General features: G+C 32.7%; 17 protein-coding genes. 8 read left to right on the top strand and 9 right to left on the bottom strand.

Annotated elements, in window-relative coordinates:
- The first annotated feature begins 198 nt into the window (after nucleotides 1-198).
- A complete protein-coding gene (locus FF52_RS21615; protein ID WP_008468965.1) occupies nucleotides 199-1437 on the top strand; it encodes a tetratricopeptide repeat protein in 1239 nt (412 codons plus the stop codon).
- A 122-nt stretch (nucleotides 1438-1559) separates the two neighbouring features.
- Complete coding sequence (locus FF52_RS21620; protein WP_008468967.1) at nucleotides 1560-2600, top strand: o-succinylbenzoate synthase; 1041 nt, start codon at nucleotides 1560-1562, stop codon at nucleotides 2598-2600.
- Between the two features lie 98 nt (nucleotides 2601-2698).
- On the opposite strand, the gene FF52_RS21625 is transcribed toward FF52_RS21620, so the two are convergent.
- Entirely contained in the window at nucleotides 2699-3223 is a 525-nt protein-coding gene (locus FF52_RS21625; protein WP_008468968.1) for a hypothetical protein, read from the bottom strand.
- A gap of 259 nt (nucleotides 3224-3482) precedes the next feature.
- On the opposite strand from FF52_RS21625, the gene FF52_RS21630 reads away from it, so the two are divergent.
- Together FF52_RS21630 and FF52_RS21635 are read left to right on the top strand one after the other, a co-directional pair.
- Entirely contained in the window at nucleotides 3483-3956 is a 474-nt protein-coding gene (locus FF52_RS21630) for a CYTH domain-containing protein (protein ID WP_008468969.1), read from the top strand.
- A gap of 1 nt (nucleotide 3957) precedes the next feature.
- Nucleotides 3958-4926, top strand: coding sequence for a YpdA family putative bacillithiol disulfide reductase (locus tag FF52_RS21635; RefSeq protein WP_008468970.1), 969 nt, complete (start codon nucleotides 3958-3960; stop codon nucleotides 4924-4926).
- Nucleotides 4927-5033: 107 nt separating this feature from the next.
- Here FF52_RS21635 and FF52_RS21640 read toward each other — a convergent pair whose 3' ends face one another.
- Complete coding sequence (locus FF52_RS21640) at nucleotides 5034-6602, bottom strand: protein adenylyltransferase SelO (protein ID WP_008468971.1); 1569 nt, start codon at nucleotides 6600-6602, stop codon at nucleotides 5034-5036.
- 178 nt (nucleotides 6603-6780) lie between these two features.
- The gene (gene msrA / locus FF52_RS21645) at nucleotides 6781-7314 is read right to left on the bottom strand and encodes a peptide-methionine (S)-S-oxide reductase MsrA (protein WP_008468972.1); all 534 of its coding nucleotides are present in this window, start codon (nucleotides 7312-7314) and stop codon (nucleotides 6781-6783) included.
- Between the two features lie 184 nt (nucleotides 7315-7498).
- Between msrA and FF52_RS21650 the strand changes: the two genes are divergently transcribed.
- Entirely contained in the window at nucleotides 7499-8986 is a 1488-nt protein-coding gene (locus FF52_RS21650) for an aminotransferase class V-fold PLP-dependent enzyme (RefSeq protein WP_035692158.1), read from the top strand.
- Between the two features lie 233 nt (nucleotides 8987-9219).
- On the opposite strand, the gene FF52_RS21655 is transcribed toward FF52_RS21650, so the two are convergent.
- The 5 genes from FF52_RS21655 to FF52_RS21675 are packed head-to-tail and all read right to left on the bottom strand — an operon-like array spanning nucleotide 9220 to nucleotide 12102.
- Entirely contained in the window at nucleotides 9220-9687 is a 468-nt protein-coding gene (locus FF52_RS21655) for a nuclear transport factor 2 family protein (RefSeq protein WP_008468974.1), read from the bottom strand.
- Nucleotides 9688-9734: 47 nt separating this feature from the next.
- Nucleotides 9735-10259: a hypothetical protein gene (locus tag FF52_RS21660; protein ID WP_008468976.1), complete on the bottom strand. Its 525-nt coding sequence runs from the start codon at nucleotides 10257-10259 to the stop codon at nucleotides 9735-9737.
- A 12-nt stretch (nucleotides 10260-10271) separates the two neighbouring features.
- Complete coding sequence (locus FF52_RS21665) at nucleotides 10272-10748, bottom strand: hypothetical protein (RefSeq protein ID WP_008468977.1); 477 nt, start codon at nucleotides 10746-10748, stop codon at nucleotides 10272-10274.
- 6 nt (nucleotides 10749-10754) lie between these two features.
- A complete protein-coding gene (locus FF52_RS21670; protein ID WP_008468978.1) occupies nucleotides 10755-11432 on the bottom strand; it encodes a peptidoglycan DD-metalloendopeptidase family protein in 678 nt (225 codons plus the stop codon).
- 4 nt (nucleotides 11433-11436) lie between these two features.
- Nucleotides 11437-12102, bottom strand: a complete 666-nt coding sequence (locus tag FF52_RS21675) for a spermidine synthase (RefSeq protein ID WP_008468979.1) — start codon at nucleotides 12100-12102, stop codon at nucleotides 11437-11439.
- Between the two features lie 64 nt (nucleotides 12103-12166).
- Here FF52_RS21675 and FF52_RS21680 point away from each other — a divergent pair, with 64 nt between their 5' ends.
- Nucleotides 12167-12718, top strand: coding sequence for a 1-acyl-sn-glycerol-3-phosphate acyltransferase (locus FF52_RS21680; protein ID WP_035692161.1), 552 nt, complete (start codon nucleotides 12167-12169; stop codon nucleotides 12716-12718).
- 84 nt (nucleotides 12719-12802) lie between these two features.
- Here the strand turns inward: FF52_RS21680 and FF52_RS21685 are convergent, their stop codons facing one another.
- Entirely contained in the window at nucleotides 12803-13258 is a 456-nt protein-coding gene (locus FF52_RS21685; protein ID WP_008468981.1) for a helix-turn-helix domain-containing protein, read from the bottom strand.
- Between the two features lie 312 nt (nucleotides 13259-13570).
- On the opposite strand from FF52_RS21685, the gene FF52_RS21690 reads away from it, so the two are divergent.
- Nucleotides 13571-14725, top strand: coding sequence for a M14 metallopeptidase family protein (locus FF52_RS21690; protein ID WP_008468983.1), 1155 nt, complete (start codon nucleotides 13571-13573; stop codon nucleotides 14723-14725).
- A 77-nt stretch (nucleotides 14726-14802) separates the two neighbouring features.
- Nucleotides 14803-15282, top strand: a complete 480-nt coding sequence (locus FF52_RS21695) for an Lrp/AsnC family transcriptional regulator (protein ID WP_008468989.1) — start codon at nucleotides 14803-14805, stop codon at nucleotides 15280-15282.
- Nucleotides 15283-15284: the final 2 nt, after the last annotated feature.

Genomic DNA, 15284 nt, shown 5'->3' on the forward strand with positions numbered 1-15284 from the left:
GGAGTCGAAAGAAGGAGCTAATCCCGCTTTCGGCTAAATTCCCGATTAACAAAAACTACGGCTAAAAAAACCTTGTTTTTCTAGATCGGGAGATACCGCCTCTATCGGGGCTAGGGCACTCAATTCCATAAGAAAGTGATTTGGCATAATCTATGTTAATTGAATTAAAGTTTTTTAAAGTAAAAATCATTTTAATCTGTGAAATCTGTGGCAATTAAAGCATCATCACAAAATACAACTTTCAAAAAAATCATTTTATTCCTATTTATCGCAATCTCCTGTAGCGCGCTTGCACAAAAAGACGGTTATTGGGATAAAGAGCGTGCTACAACAAAAGAAATTATGGTTCCGGCACGCGATAGAATTTCTATACCAACAGAAGATTTACCTGTTGGAACTACAGAAATTGTCTATAGAATTACCCTTTTAGATAAAAATCAAGAAATGGCCAATAGCTTGGTCTCTTTATTGAAAGCAATACCAGATCCAACAGGCGTAAGTCAAGGTTCTGCGGGCGCAGTGTTCTTGATGTCGAAAATTTCAGGAGATGATGAATGCACCTATTCGATTTTTACTTCTAATGAAAACGCGAAAAAATACGTTACGGACGGTAAAATCGATAAAGCCTGTTATTCTCAGGCAGAACCTGTGAGTAAAGACGCCAAGCGTTTATCTATTGGCAAATCTTCTTGTTTAAAAGAAAATATCAGTACAATCTGGTTTGGCTTTGAAAGCAAAAACTGGCTATTAAGTCAAAAAGTAGTTCTGGAAGTAGTGCCTTGGGTAGACACAAAACTAAACCGTGGCTGGAATCAAGACAACAAAAATGAAATTATCAGTTTATGCAAAACATCTACAATGGCACAGAAAATGGCCAATTCAGATGATTTTTGCGTTTGTATTTTGAATAAGATTATGAAACAATATCGTTATGATGAGTTTCAAAAATTATTAGCTGTCGAAAAAACAAAAGTCTACAAAGATTTTGGAAACAGCTGTTACAAAGATGCTGATATATCTAAAAATGTATTCAACGATTTAAGAACACAAGTCGTGTCTTTAATTAAAGCGCAAAAATATAATGAAGCAATTCCGAAATTAAATACAATTGTAAACGAAGGCAAAGCAACTGCTGTAGATTACAGTTCACTAGGTTATTGCTACATTTTGACTAAGCAATATGCAAAAGCATTAAAAGTGCTTCAAGAAGGAGAAAAGCTGGATGATACAGAATTATTGGTCAAATTAAATTTAGCACATACTTATTTGGTAAGCGATGATTATAGCGCTGCCAAAGCGATTTACAAAAAATATCAGTCTCAAAACGTAACGGACAGTTTGAGCTGGGTTGCAAAAACAAAACTCGATTTTCAAGCTTTTGAGAAAGCAGGTCTGCCTTCAAAAGATTTCGAAAAAATCTTAAAATTATACAATTAAGTTTCTAAGTTACTGAGATACTAAGATGCTAAGTAACTTAGATGTAAGATGCTTTGTAAAGCATCTTTTTTTAACTGAGCAACTCAGCATCTTAGAATCTTAGAATCTTAGCACCTCAAAAAATGAACGCATCATATCATAAATACTTACTAGAATTTAAACGCCCGTCTGGAACTTCCCGAGGAATTATGACCGAGAAAGAAACTTGGTTTATAATACTAGAAGAAAATGGAAAAAAAGGAATAGGAGAGTGTGGCATTCTGCGTGGCTTAAGCGCAGATGACCATCCAGATTACGAAGAGAAACTAAAGTGGGCTTGCGATAATATTCATTTAGGAGAAACAGCACTTTGGAATGCCTTATTAGAATTTCCTTCCATACAATTCGGAATAGAAATGGCTTTTTTATCGCTTAAAAGTGAAAATTCATATCTTTTATTTCCCTCTAATTTTACTGATGGTACAAATTCAATTGCCATAAACGGATTAGTTTGGATGGGTGAATCTGCATTTATGAAACAGCAGATTGAAGAAAAATTGGCCGATGGTTTTAGCTGTATAAAACTTAAAATTGGAGCTATTGATTTTGATAAAGAATTAGAATTACTGCAATTTATTAGAAGCCATTTTTCTGTAGGAGAAATAGAAATCAGAGTAGATGCAAATGGTGCTTTTTCTTCAAAAGAAGCTTTAGATAAACTGAATCAATTAAAACAATTTCAGCTTCATAGCATAGAACAGCCTATCAAAAAAGGCCAAATCGTAGAAATGGCTCAATTGTGTAAACAAACGCCATTCCCAATTGCTTTAGACGAAGAATTAATCGGCGTATTTTCGTTTGAGGAAAAAGAAAAATTGCTTCAAGAAATTAAGCCTCAATACATCATTTTAAAACCAAGTTTCATTGGTGGTTTTCGTGGTACGCAAGAATGGATCACTTTAGCAGAAAAATACAATATCGGCTGGTGGATTACATCTGCATTAGAAAGCAATATCGGACTGAATGCGATTGCACAATGGACATTTACATTAAACTCAGACATGCCGCAAGGTTTGGGAACGGGGGCATTATATACTAATAATATAGATTGTCCGCTTGAAGTAAAAAAAGGTCAGCTTTGGTACAATGCTTCTAAGAATTGGGAAAAGTTATCAAGTCTCTAAAGTGCTAAGATTTTTTTATGCTCTAAAAGTTGACTAAATCTCAACTTTTGTTTTCTTGAGACTTAGAATTTTAGCACCATAGAAACTTAGTGTCTTTTTTACTCTTTTCCCCCCAACAAACTATCCTGCCAATCTTTCAATTCCTTCCATTTTCCTTGATAAGCCATTAATGCTTGTTTAGCCCAAGTACTAGGATTATGCATCGCATAGTTTTCTCCGCCGGCATCCAAAATAGCTTGTAACTTCTCTGTGGAAGCTTGCGAAAGGTTTTGCCACGTTTTTATTCCTGCCTCGATAAATAAAGATTCTATTTTTGGACCAATTCCTTCTACTATTTTCAAGTCATTTTCCTTTATTTTTTTTCCTAAAGCATTTGAGGCTAATGCAGGTTCAAACGGAATTATTTCAGGAATTACTGTTTTATTTTTCGCAGCAAGTTCTGCTTCTAATTTTAAGATTCTTGAGTTTAAATTTTTTGTATGCGCTTTGCAAACATCTAAATCAGCTTGAAGAGATGCTGAAAGAGCATTATCATTCTTAAAAGTAATTTTTCCTAGTATGTAACCTAAAATCCCGCAGATTACACCTAGTGCTATTGGTATTACAACATAAGGCACATTCATGATCGTTTTATTTTAGAGTTTAAACTATAGTAAGTTTTTAGTTATGTAAAAGATTATTTTAGACTGATAACTAGTTGTTTGACGAGGAATGAATTCTATCAAAATTACTTAAAATAATAATTGCAAGATGTTAACAATCAGTTATTTTGATGCTTATTTCAATATGACAAAAAGCATCAATTAACATATTTTTCATTTTTTATAAGTTCAAGGGCTTGATTAAAATGAGTAACTTGCATAAAAATAATCTAGAATTAAAATGGTTGAAATAGAAAGAAAGTTTCTTGTAAAATCTGACGCATACAAGAATAAAGCTTTTACTCAGAATAAAATTGCTCAAGGCTATTTGAGTTCTGCTCCCGAGCGAACGGTTAGGGTTAGAATTAAAGGACACAAAGGCTTTATAACCATAAAGGGAATAAGCCATAGCGGCGGTATGTCTCGTTTTGAATGGGAAAATGAAATTCCGCTTGATGAAGCTCAGGAATTATTAAAATTATGCGAAAAAGGCAAAATTGAAAAAACACGCTACGAAATACAATCTGGAGAACATGTAATTGAAGTCGATGAATTTTATGGAGAAAATGAAGGCTTAGTAATGGCTGAAATTGAACTAAATTCTGAGGATGAAGTTTTTGAAAAACCAGAATGGCTTGGAGAAGAAGTTACAAACGACGAAAGATATTACAACGCTTATTTAAGCAAAAATCCTTATAAAGACTGGCAAAAGTAAAATGACAGAATCAATATATGACCTTGTTATTGTAGGAGGCGGACCGATTGGGCTTGCCTGTGCAATAGAAGCAGAAAAGAAAAATTTAAAATATGTAATTATAGAAAAGGGCGCGATCGTTAATAGTATTTTTAACTATCCGCTTTACATGACCTTTTTCTCTACCGCAGAAAGATTAGAAATTGGCGGCATTCCGTTCAATTGTCTGGCACCAAAACCAGGACGACAAGAAGCTTTGGAATATTATAGAAATATTCACCGCTATTTCAAATTCAATATTAATTTATTTGAAAAAGTAACTGATATATTGAAAAGTCAAGGCATTTTCAATATAACGACCGATAAACGTAATTACGAATCTAAGAATGTTATAATAGCAACTGGCTTTTATGATATTCCGATTGAAATGAATGTTTCAGGAGAAAATCTTCCAAAAGTCCGCCATTATTATAAAGAAGCACACGAATATGCGTTTAGAAAAGTTTTGGTTGTCGGAGCCAATAATTCTTCGGTAGATGCTGCTTTGGAATGTTGGAGAAAAGGAGCAGAAGTGACAATGGTTATTCGTAAAAACGAAATTAATAACCGCGTAAAGTATTGGGTAAAACCTGATATCGAAAATCGAATTGCCGAAGGAAGCATTAAAGCTTATTTTGAATCTAATATTACCGAAATCCGTGAAAATGAAGTAGAAATTCAAACACCAAACGGAAAAGTTACAATTGAAAATGATTTTGTTTTGGCGCTAACGGGCTACAAACCGGATTTGAATTTTCTCGAAAAAATCGGAATTCAGCTTTCTAATGACGAACTGAAAATCCCTGTTTATAACCCAGAAACGATGGAAACTAATGTAGAAGGTTTATTTCTTGCCGGAGTAGTTTGTGGCGGAATGCAGACTCATAAATGGTTTATAGAAAACTCGAGAGTTCATGCTAATATGATTGTAGATTTTATAAGCTCAAAGTAAAAAGTTTGCCACGAATTGCACGAATTTGCACAAATTTTATAAGTTTAGTTTTTACTTTATAAAAAGAAATTAGCGTAAATTCGTGTAATTCGTGACAAAAAAAACTTTTATGAACTACAAGACAACATAGAACAGCCAACCTTAGTTCTAGCCCAATCTGGACGTTTTGCAAACCATTTTTCAGATTCAGGTTGTTCGTCATACGGATTTTTCAAAAGCTGAAACAATTCATCAACCAAAGAATAATCCTCTTTATCTGCAGCATCAATTGCTAATTGTGCCATATAATTTCGCAGTACATATTTTGGATTAATCTGGTTCATTTTTTCTGAACGTTCATCATCCGAAAGTTCTTCTGCATTTAATCTTTTCAGATATACAGTAAACCATTTTTGCCAAGCATCTAGAATATTTTCTTTTATTTCTTCTGGAATATAAAAAGCATATTCTATTTTTTCGAATGCTTGTTCTACAGAATCATCTTTTTTAATCTTGCTCAGATTTCTAAAAAAGATAGTCATATCCGTTTCTGATAACTGTAAAATTTCTTCTAAACCTTTAATAATTTTATCGTCAGCTTCGCTTGAAGTAAATATTCCTAGTTTACTCAAAAACATTGTTTTGTAATCCTTTTCAAAGTCAGTTATAAATGTGTCTAGGATTTTTTCTAAAGGCTCAGCTTCATTAATTAATGGATAAATAGCATTTGCCAATTGAAACAGATTCCATTGAGCAACATGAGGCTGATTTCCGAAACGATATCTTCTGTTTTGACTGTCTGTTGTGTTTGGAGTCCAGTCAGGGTCATAATTTTCCAACCAACCATATGGGCCATAATCGATCGTAATTCCATGAATCGACATATTATCAGTATTCATTACACCATGAACAAATCCAACACGTTGCCAGTGTAAGATCATTTCACGCGTTGTATCAGCCACTTTTTGGAAGAATTTCAAATATTGCTCTTTTGGTTCTCCTGTGATTTCAGGGAAATAATGTTTGATTGTAAATTCTACAAATTGCTTTAAGTTTTTCAACTCATTTCTGGCTGTTAACATTTCGTAACTTCCAAAACGAATAAAAGAAGGAGCTACTCGGCAAACTACTGCACCTTTTTCATAAGCTGGGTTTCCGTTATACAAAATATCCCTTAAAACCTGATCTCCAGATAGAACAAGTGAAAGCGATCGAGTAGTGGGAACTCCCAAATAATGCATTGCCTCGGCACATAAATACTCTCTTATCGAAGAACGTAAAACAGCCAAACCATCTGCAGTTCTTGAATAAGGAGTTTTTCCAGCGCCTTTTAATTGCAGAGTATAAAACCTATTGTTATTTTCAACTTCTGTTAAATTGATAGCACGGCCATCGCCCAATTGTCCTGCCCAATTTCCAAATTGATGCCCTGCATAACACATGGCATACGGCTTAGTTTCCGGAAGAATCTCTTTTCCAGAAAAAACATTTAAAAACTCTTCTGATTGAATTTCATCTTTAGAAATACCAACTAATTCAGCAACTTCTTCAGAAGCGTGAATCAATTTTGGATTTGAAGGCTGTGTCGGATTTACGTACGAAAACAGCGTATTTTTTACCTGACGAATTTCATTTGTCAAGTCAGGATCTGCTGGTAATTCGGCAGTAAATCGATTATTTATTTTTAGATTTTTCATTTTGTTTTCTTTCTATATGCCACAGATTACAAAGATTAAAAAGATTTTCTGTGTTATCTATTTGCCACGAATTGCACAAATTTTCACGAATGTTTTTTCAACTAAATCCAAAAATTAGTGGAATTTTGTGCAATTCGTGGCAAACAAAAAAAAATTTAATCTGTGACAAACTTAAAAATTAGCCAATTAGCATATTAGCGTACATTTTTTTAAGCTTTTGAATTTTTGGATCAATTACCACTTGGCAATATCCAGCTTCTTGATTTTCATTATAATAGTTTTGATGATAATCTTCGGCTTCGTAAAAAACTTCAAAAGGTTTTAATTGCGTTACAATTGGATCTGCATAAGCAGGTTGCACTTCTTCTAAAACTTTTTCTGCAATTTCTTTTTGCGTATCATCGTGATATAAAATTATGGAACGATATTGTGTTCCGCTATCGCCTCCTTGGCGATTTAAAGTTGTTGGATCATGACTTGTCATGAAAATGAAAATTAAGTCATGATATGAAATTATGTCAGGGTTGAAAGTCACTTGAATCACTTCGGCGTGTCCAGTTCTTCCTGTACACACTTCACGATAAGCAGGATTCTTTATAAATCCGTCTGAATAACCCGATTTTATTGATTCTACACCTTTTAATCGCTGGATTACAGCTTCTATACACCAAAAACATCCGCCACCAAAGGTAGCTACTGATAAATTTCCCATAAATAATACTTTCTTTAAAGTTTAATGCCTATTAATTCGATAGGATATTATGATAATTTATTAAAAAAAAGTTGTTTTAACTAAAAATACTAAACGGTAATATAGTGTTTGAAGTTTACTATTGATAAATTCGCAATTTTATAAAAAACTATATATATTTGCAGTCAAACACAAGGCACAACTAATGAATAGCAAAAATAGTACCATGACACTGGAAACTTATTTTCAGGAATTTAGAAAGAATATTGTCGGTATAAATCAAGAATTTACTTCGCCTTATGGCAGAAAATCAATAATTTACACAGATTGGACTGCCAGCGGAAGACTATATCGTCCGATTGAAGAAAAACTATTAAATCAGTTTGGTCCTTTTGTCGCTAATACTCATACCGAAACTACTGTATCTGGTACTGCTATGACAAAAGCATATCATCATGCCAGACATATTATTAAGCGTCATGCCAATGCAAACAACGATGATGTTTTAATTACGGATGGAACTGGAATGACTGGAGTTATCAATAAATTTCAGCGTATTTTAGGTTTGAAAGTTCCTGAGAATTTAAAGAGTTTTACCAATGTTCCTGCAGAAAAAAAACCTATTGTTTTTATTTCTCATATGGAACACCATTCTAACCAAACTTCATGGTTGGAAACTATTGCAGATGTTGAGATTATTCCGTCTTGCGAAAAAGGTCTTTTTAATTTAGAGAATCTTGAAGCTTTACTAGAAAAATATAAAGATAGAACTATCAAAATTGCTTCTATTACTGCCTGTTCGAATGTTACGGGTTTAAGAACTCCTTTTCACGAAGCGGCAAAGTTAATGCATCAATATAATGGTGTCTGTTTTGTTGATTTCGCTTGTTCTGGTCCTTATGTGGAAATTGATATGCACCCAGCTGATCCAGAAGCTTATTTGGACGCCATTTTTATGTCACCTCATAAATTCCTTGGCGGTCCTGGAACTTCAGGCGTTTTAATTTTCAATAAAAAATTATACAATAACATGATTCCTGATTGTCCAGGCGGAGGAACAGTAAGCTGGACAAATCCGTGGGGAGAGCATAAATATATTGATAATATTGAAGATCGTGAAGATGGCGGAACACCTGGTTTTCTTCAAGTCATCAAAACTGCGTTGGCAATTGAGCTAAAAGAGGAAATGGGAATTGAAAACATTATGGAGCGTGAACATGAAATTGTCGATTATGTTTTCTCTGAATTGGAACCAGTTTCGAATATCAAAATTTTAGCTGGACAACACAAAGAACGTCTTGGGGTAATTTCATTTTTCATTGATGATCTTCATTTTAATTTAGGGGTTAAAATCTTAAACGACCGTTTTGGAATCCAAACTAGAGGAGGATGTAGTTGTGCAGGAACTTATGGCCATTACTTATTGCATGTTGATCAGGAAACTTCAAATAAATTGGTCAACGAAATTACTATTGGTGATTTGATCAAAAAACCAGGATGGATTAGAATGTCAATTCACCCAACTACAACCGATGAAGAAATTGCTTTTGTTTGCAAGAGCATAAAAGAATTAGCGGCCAATCATAAAACTTGGGCTTTGGATTATTCTTATGATAAAAATCGAAATGAGTTTATTCATAAAGACGCTACTTCGTTTGAAGACGAATTGGTTGAAAGCTGGTTTAAATCTTAGATTTTACTAAAAAAGTCAATAAAGATTTTTTAGCCACAGATTATACTGATTAGCGCAGATTTTATTAAATCCTTTTAATCTTTATAATCTGTGGCTAGTTTTTTAACGCAAAGAGCGCAAAGATTTTTTTTAAGCTTTCTTGATTATCTGTGTGGTTATTGAGGTCGCAAAGTTATAAACTCGACAGGTTTAAAAACCTGTCGAGTTTGTTTTTTTAATTTTTTAAAAGGAAATTAAATCTTTTGAAATTGTTTCAGCGCAGAAAGAGCTTGCGATTGTACTTTTTTCTGGAAAAAACCAGTCCAGCCTAATAAATAACCGGTAAGTCCAAAGGCTTGTTTAGACCATTTCCAGACATCAAAATTATCGGTATGTTTGATAATTAAGCCGTCTTGAAAGATAAATTCGGCTGAAATTTTATTAATGACTTTTCTGTTTGTTTTGCTAAAATTGTAAGTAGCAATCCAATTTGCAGAACCTGTTGTGTCGTCTGCCTTAACATTTGAAAATTCAATTTTTAAGTTGCCTTTACTTTTTAACAACAGCATTTCCCACATTTTAGAAACCTGTTCTTCTTTTAACAAACCAAAAGCTGGATCTATAAAATGAACTTTCGGATGATAGCATTCGCTCATGGTTTTAGCGTCGGCATTCGCGAAAGCGGTATAAAATTTTGTAATCAAGGCTTCATTTGAGTTCATAAAAAAATATTTATGTTAAATATAAGATTTATTATATTAAAAAATCACTATAAATCACTAATTTCTTTAGCTGTATCAAATGTTTTTTTAGATTTATCAAACGCTGTAGAGAAATATTTCACTTTGCTATAAGCTGTAAAATGCCCAGTTAGATTTCCTGAGATATCTGGTCCGCCTGCAATGATGAATCTTATCGCATAAATATCTGTCTTTTTAAGCTTCAGCCATTCTGCGGGTGTAAAATAATAGTAAGCAGTTGTTTTGCCGTCTGCCGATTCTTTTACATTTTTATCTGTGCAAGCAATGACATCGGCATTTGTCAAATCAACGTAAACGCCTCCAGCAATTTTTGCTTTGTCGCTCGCCGTAGAAATGGTTAGTTTTAAAATACCGCCTTTTGCTGTTTTAGCTATCTGTACATTTATCTCACCAGAATACGCATATTTTTCGCAGATAAATGTATATTCTTGTGTTGCGGGATATGGCGCAGAGCCTTTTACGCTCATAGTTTGCTGTGCAGAAGCAAATGTTGAAATAAATAATAAAAGAAGAAGCGGTAGTTTAAAATTCATAAGTATTATAATTTATTGATCGGCTAACTTGGCATCAAATTTTTCATCCCAATCCATAGATTTTATGGCAGAAATGAGATTGTCTTCATTTACAAAGATGCGCAATTCTTTATTGGCAACTTTTTTGGTGTACAAAGCATGATAGCGGTAAATGACTTCATGTTTGGTTTTGTAAACTCCATCTAATTTTAAATCTATAAAACTTCCGTAGTATTGTCTAAATCTTTGGCAGGTTTTGGTTAAACGCTCTTCTGTTGTGTTTTCCATAACCGATTTAGTTACTTCCGTTTCATTAAAAGGTTTAAATTTTGAAGTATTACAAGTTTCTAAAACTCTCTTCCCTAAATCATAGGCTTTTCGCTGCTGATTTGCATTTACTTCTGCTGTAGAAACTTTTTTAATTTTTAAATCTTCAGTATCTCTGCTAACGGTTTTAGATTTACATCCAATTAATAACAACAAACATATAATCAATCCTGCTTTCTTCATAACTATTTAAGTAATTTTTAATAATAAGTTAGGATCGGGACAATTTTCGATATAGAAGTTTAGGTCTTTTGTGTTGCAGACTCCAGGATAGTCTCCCCAATAATCTCCAATGTTGTGGATAATCTGAAAATGGACATGAGGTGCATAATCGCCATTTACAGAGGCTCTTCCTAAGGTTGCAATTTTTTCGCCTTTCTTAAAATTGTCTCCGACATTTAAATTCTCTATACTTTCTAACGACAAATGTCCGTATAAAGTATAAAATTTTTCATTTTCTACTTCATGTTCCAATATAATAGTAGGGCCATAGTCGCCCAAACCAATATTATTTTTAAAACTATGCACTGTACCGTCAAGGGCTGCAAGTACAGCAGTTCCAGCTTCTGCCCACAAATCTAATCCGATGTGAATATTGCGTTCGGGTTTTGAGGCATCTAAAAAAATGGGACTTCTTTGATATAGAAATCTCCCTTCTATATAACCTCCAAATGCAACTTTGGCGTTGTTTTCTTTTAAGAAACTTGAAATATATTTTTCAAAATCTTCTGAAGTATCTAATTTCTGATTTACCAGTTCTTGATTCGAAACCGATAAATTTAAAGGTACATATTCAGAAAGATTGATTGAGGTATCAATAACTTTAGTAGGTGGTAAGGCGTTTAAGATTGAGGCAAGGGGTTTCATAAAATTAAGCTACTTTATTTATAATTATTAATTCGTTATGTACTTCTATGCGAGGCAGCATTTTTGCTTTAAACATTTTCGGATTTACTTCGGCAACATATTTTCTGTTTCTAACATTGTGAGCTTCGTCCAATATCATGGTATTGAACAAAACAAAACCATTATCTTTTAAAATGGTACAAACTCTATCAACAAAAAACTTTTCAAACAAAAAATTCGGCATATGCGTATCTTCAAAAATGTCTATAATAATGAGATCGTATTTGTCTTTTGTCTTGAGCACAAATTCAAATGCGTCATCAATAACAACTTCTAACTGCTTAATTTGATTAAGATTAAAATACTCATTGGCAATCTGAATCATATCAGGATCGATTTCAACTCCTGTAATTTTTTCTTTGTATGCAATCTCGTCTACTAAAGTTTTAACCACACTTCCACCGGCAACTCCCAATAGCAGAATATGTTCCATTTCTAAGATTTTATCGTAACCAATATTTCGAAGTCCATACCTTAATATACGTTGTAGACTTCCGTATGAATAATTTGTGTTTTCAGTATCTAATACTAATTCGCCATTTGCCCATGTAACTTCGATCATTTTGCTTCTGGCTGATTTTTTCTTAAATATTTTTATTGGAATTATATAACTGAAAAATTTTCGAATCATTTTTTATGCTTTTACTCAAATTTACCATTAAATCTTTTATTTTGCACCAAATATTAAATCTTTCATGAAAAAACTATTATACAAATTCATCTTTTACAAGCTAATGGGCTGGAAGATAGTGGGAATGGAAAATGCTGAAATAAAAAAATGTGTATTAGTAGTAATGCCTCATACCAGTAATCATGACTTTTATATAGGTCTATTAACTCGTGGCATATCTGGATTGCAGATGAATTTTGTAGCAAAGAAGGAGTTATTTAAATTCCCCTTTGGTTTTTATTTTAGAAATGTCGGCGGAGAGCCGCTAGATCGTACTGGAGGATTGAATAAAGTGGATGCGATTGCTTCTATTTTTGATAGAAAAGAAATCTTCCGTTTGGCTGTCGCTCCAGAAGGAACCAGAAAAAAAGTTAACGAAATAAAAACAGGATTTTATTTTATCGCGCTTAAAGCGAATGTGCCAATTGTTCCCGTTGCTTTTGATTGGGATAAAAAAGAAGTCAATATTGGCAAACCATTTTATCCGACTGGAAATTACGAAGCCGATTTTGAAATTTTGAAAAAGCATTATGAAGGAGTTGAAGGTAAAATTCCTGAAAATGGCATCAAACTGTAATTTTTGAGAATTTTTCTAAACTCGTGAGAATCGCGTATTTGAAAAATTTCTTGACAAAGATTCAAATACACGCTAATTTTTGCATTATGGAGAATAGGCCTTAAATGTGCCGTTTTTATAGAATAAGACGATTTTTTCAATTTCACCATCTTCCAAATTGAAATTTTCGTTGTTTAGAACAGGAGATTTTTTGGTTTCTCTTTTTTCTTCTTCAGAATTTATTTCTATACCTGAAAATAAATCATTTTCCACATTCTGATTCGATAGAATAGGAGAAGATGATTTTTGAGTTTCAACAGCTTCTTCACTATTACTTTTAGGGAAAGTTCCTCTCCCTATCAAAATCCAATATAAATCTACATCTGGAAAAACTTCTAGAATTTTCATTACAAAATCTAAACTTGGCTTATTTCTTCCTGATAAAAGATGAGACATGCTAGAACGTTGCACACCAATTTTATCGGCAAAAGCAGATGCGTTTAAACCATAATATTCCAATACAGATTCAAGTCTTTTTACAAAATCATCTATGTTTACCATTGTAAATTCGTGCTTTAAATTCTTCCATTTACAAATGTAAACAAAAAGAAAGAGTATTTGGATATCATTGTTGTAATTTTAATTAGAGTTCATTTTTATGTTAAATTTAAAATTTAGATAGATAATTGCAACTAACTGAAATTTATTTATTTAAGTGTTTATCTATAATGTAAAAATATCAATTGAAGCAAGTTATAAAGATTAATGTTAAAACTCTTCAAAAACTGTTTACAATTCTAAATTATTATTTTTTTAATCAGTTTACAATTGTAATAATAAAGATGTTTACTTTTGTAAACTAATCGAAATACAATGAATTTAGAACAGCTTTTTACACAATACAAGGAACAGTCCATATCTGGCAGATATCTAACTTTAGATCATATTAAACCACTTTTAGATAAGTTAAATACAAATGGTCAAGTACAGATTATTGGCACATCTGTTTTAGGAGAACCTATATATAGCTACCAAATTGGAACGGGTAAAACGCGAGCATACCTATGGTCGCAAATGCACGGAAATGAAAGTACAACTACAAAAGCTTTATTTGATTTCATTAATTTACTGAATGACGATACCGATTTTGCTAAACAAATGCTGAATACGTTCACATTTTACTGCATTCCAATGCTTAATCCGGATGGAGCAAGACTTTATACTAGAGCAAACGCAAACGAAATTGACTTAAATCGTGATTCGCAAGATTTGACTCAACCTGAGAGTAAAGTGTTACGCCAGATTTTTGAAGAATTTAAACCTGATTTCTGCTTTAATCTTCACGATCAGCGTACCATATTTGGAGCAGGAACAACAGGAAAACCTGCAACAGTATCTTTTTTAGCCCCATCTTATAACGACGAAAGAGATGTAAACGATAATAGATTAAAAGCCATTAATATAATTGCAGGAATCAATGAAGAACTGCAAAAATATATTCCTGGACAAGTTGGACGTTTTGATGACTCCTTCAATATTAATTGTATAGGAGACACTTTCCAGTTTTTAGGCGTGCCGACCATATTATTTGAGGCAGGACATTTTCCAAAGGATTATGAGCGAGAAATCACGAGGAAGTTCATATTTTTCTCGTTAATTTTAAGCTTCAAACTGATATGCGAAAACGATTTAGTTGACAATAGATTTTCCGAATATTTGAATATTTCACAAAATAATGTGGTTTTTTATGATTTTATGTATAAAAATGTCAAAATAAATTATGATGGTATCGAAATTATTACGAATTTTGTCGCACAATACAAAGAAGAATTAATCGAAAATAAGATTCATTTTAACGCTTACATAGTTGAAGTAGGCGAATTGGAAAATTATTTTGGTCATTATGAATACGACGCAAAAGGAGCAGAATATTCGGACGATTTTCAAAACTTTCCAAAAACGGGTCAGAAAGCAAATTTTTATTTAAATAAAAATGTTAAATTTGTTAACGGATTAATAAAAAGTTAATTTTTATGTGAATTTGTTGTTTTTTATATATAATTTTATACTTTGTAATAGCAATTAGTAATATTAATTAAACAATTATGAGTAAATTTCGTTTAGATGAAGTAGATCACCAGATTTTAGATATGTTAATAGACAATACGAGAGTTCCGTTTACTGACATTGCAAAAAAACTTTTGATATCTGCTGGTACAGTACACGTTAGAGTTAAAAAGATGGAAGATGCCGGTATCATCATGGGATCTTCATTAGCCTTAGATTACGATAAATTAGGTTATTCATTTATTGCTTATGTAGGGGTTTTTCTTAATAATACATCTCAAACTAAATTTGTATTAGAAAGAATCAATCAAATTCCATTCGTAACTGTAGCTTCTGTAACTACAGGAAAATTCAACATCTTTTGCAAAATTAGAGCAAAAGACACTAAGCACGCGAAAGAAGTTATCTTTATGATTGACGATATTGATGGTGTTTACAGAACAGAAACAATGATTTCATTAGAGGAAAGTATAAACGATAAGAAGCGTTTGATGCATACTATTTTCAAAAATATGTAAGA

This window comes from Flavobacterium sp. F52 (assembly GCF_000278705.1).
Lineage (GTDB): Bacteria > Bacteroidota > Bacteroidia > Flavobacteriales > Flavobacteriaceae > Flavobacterium > Flavobacterium anhuiense.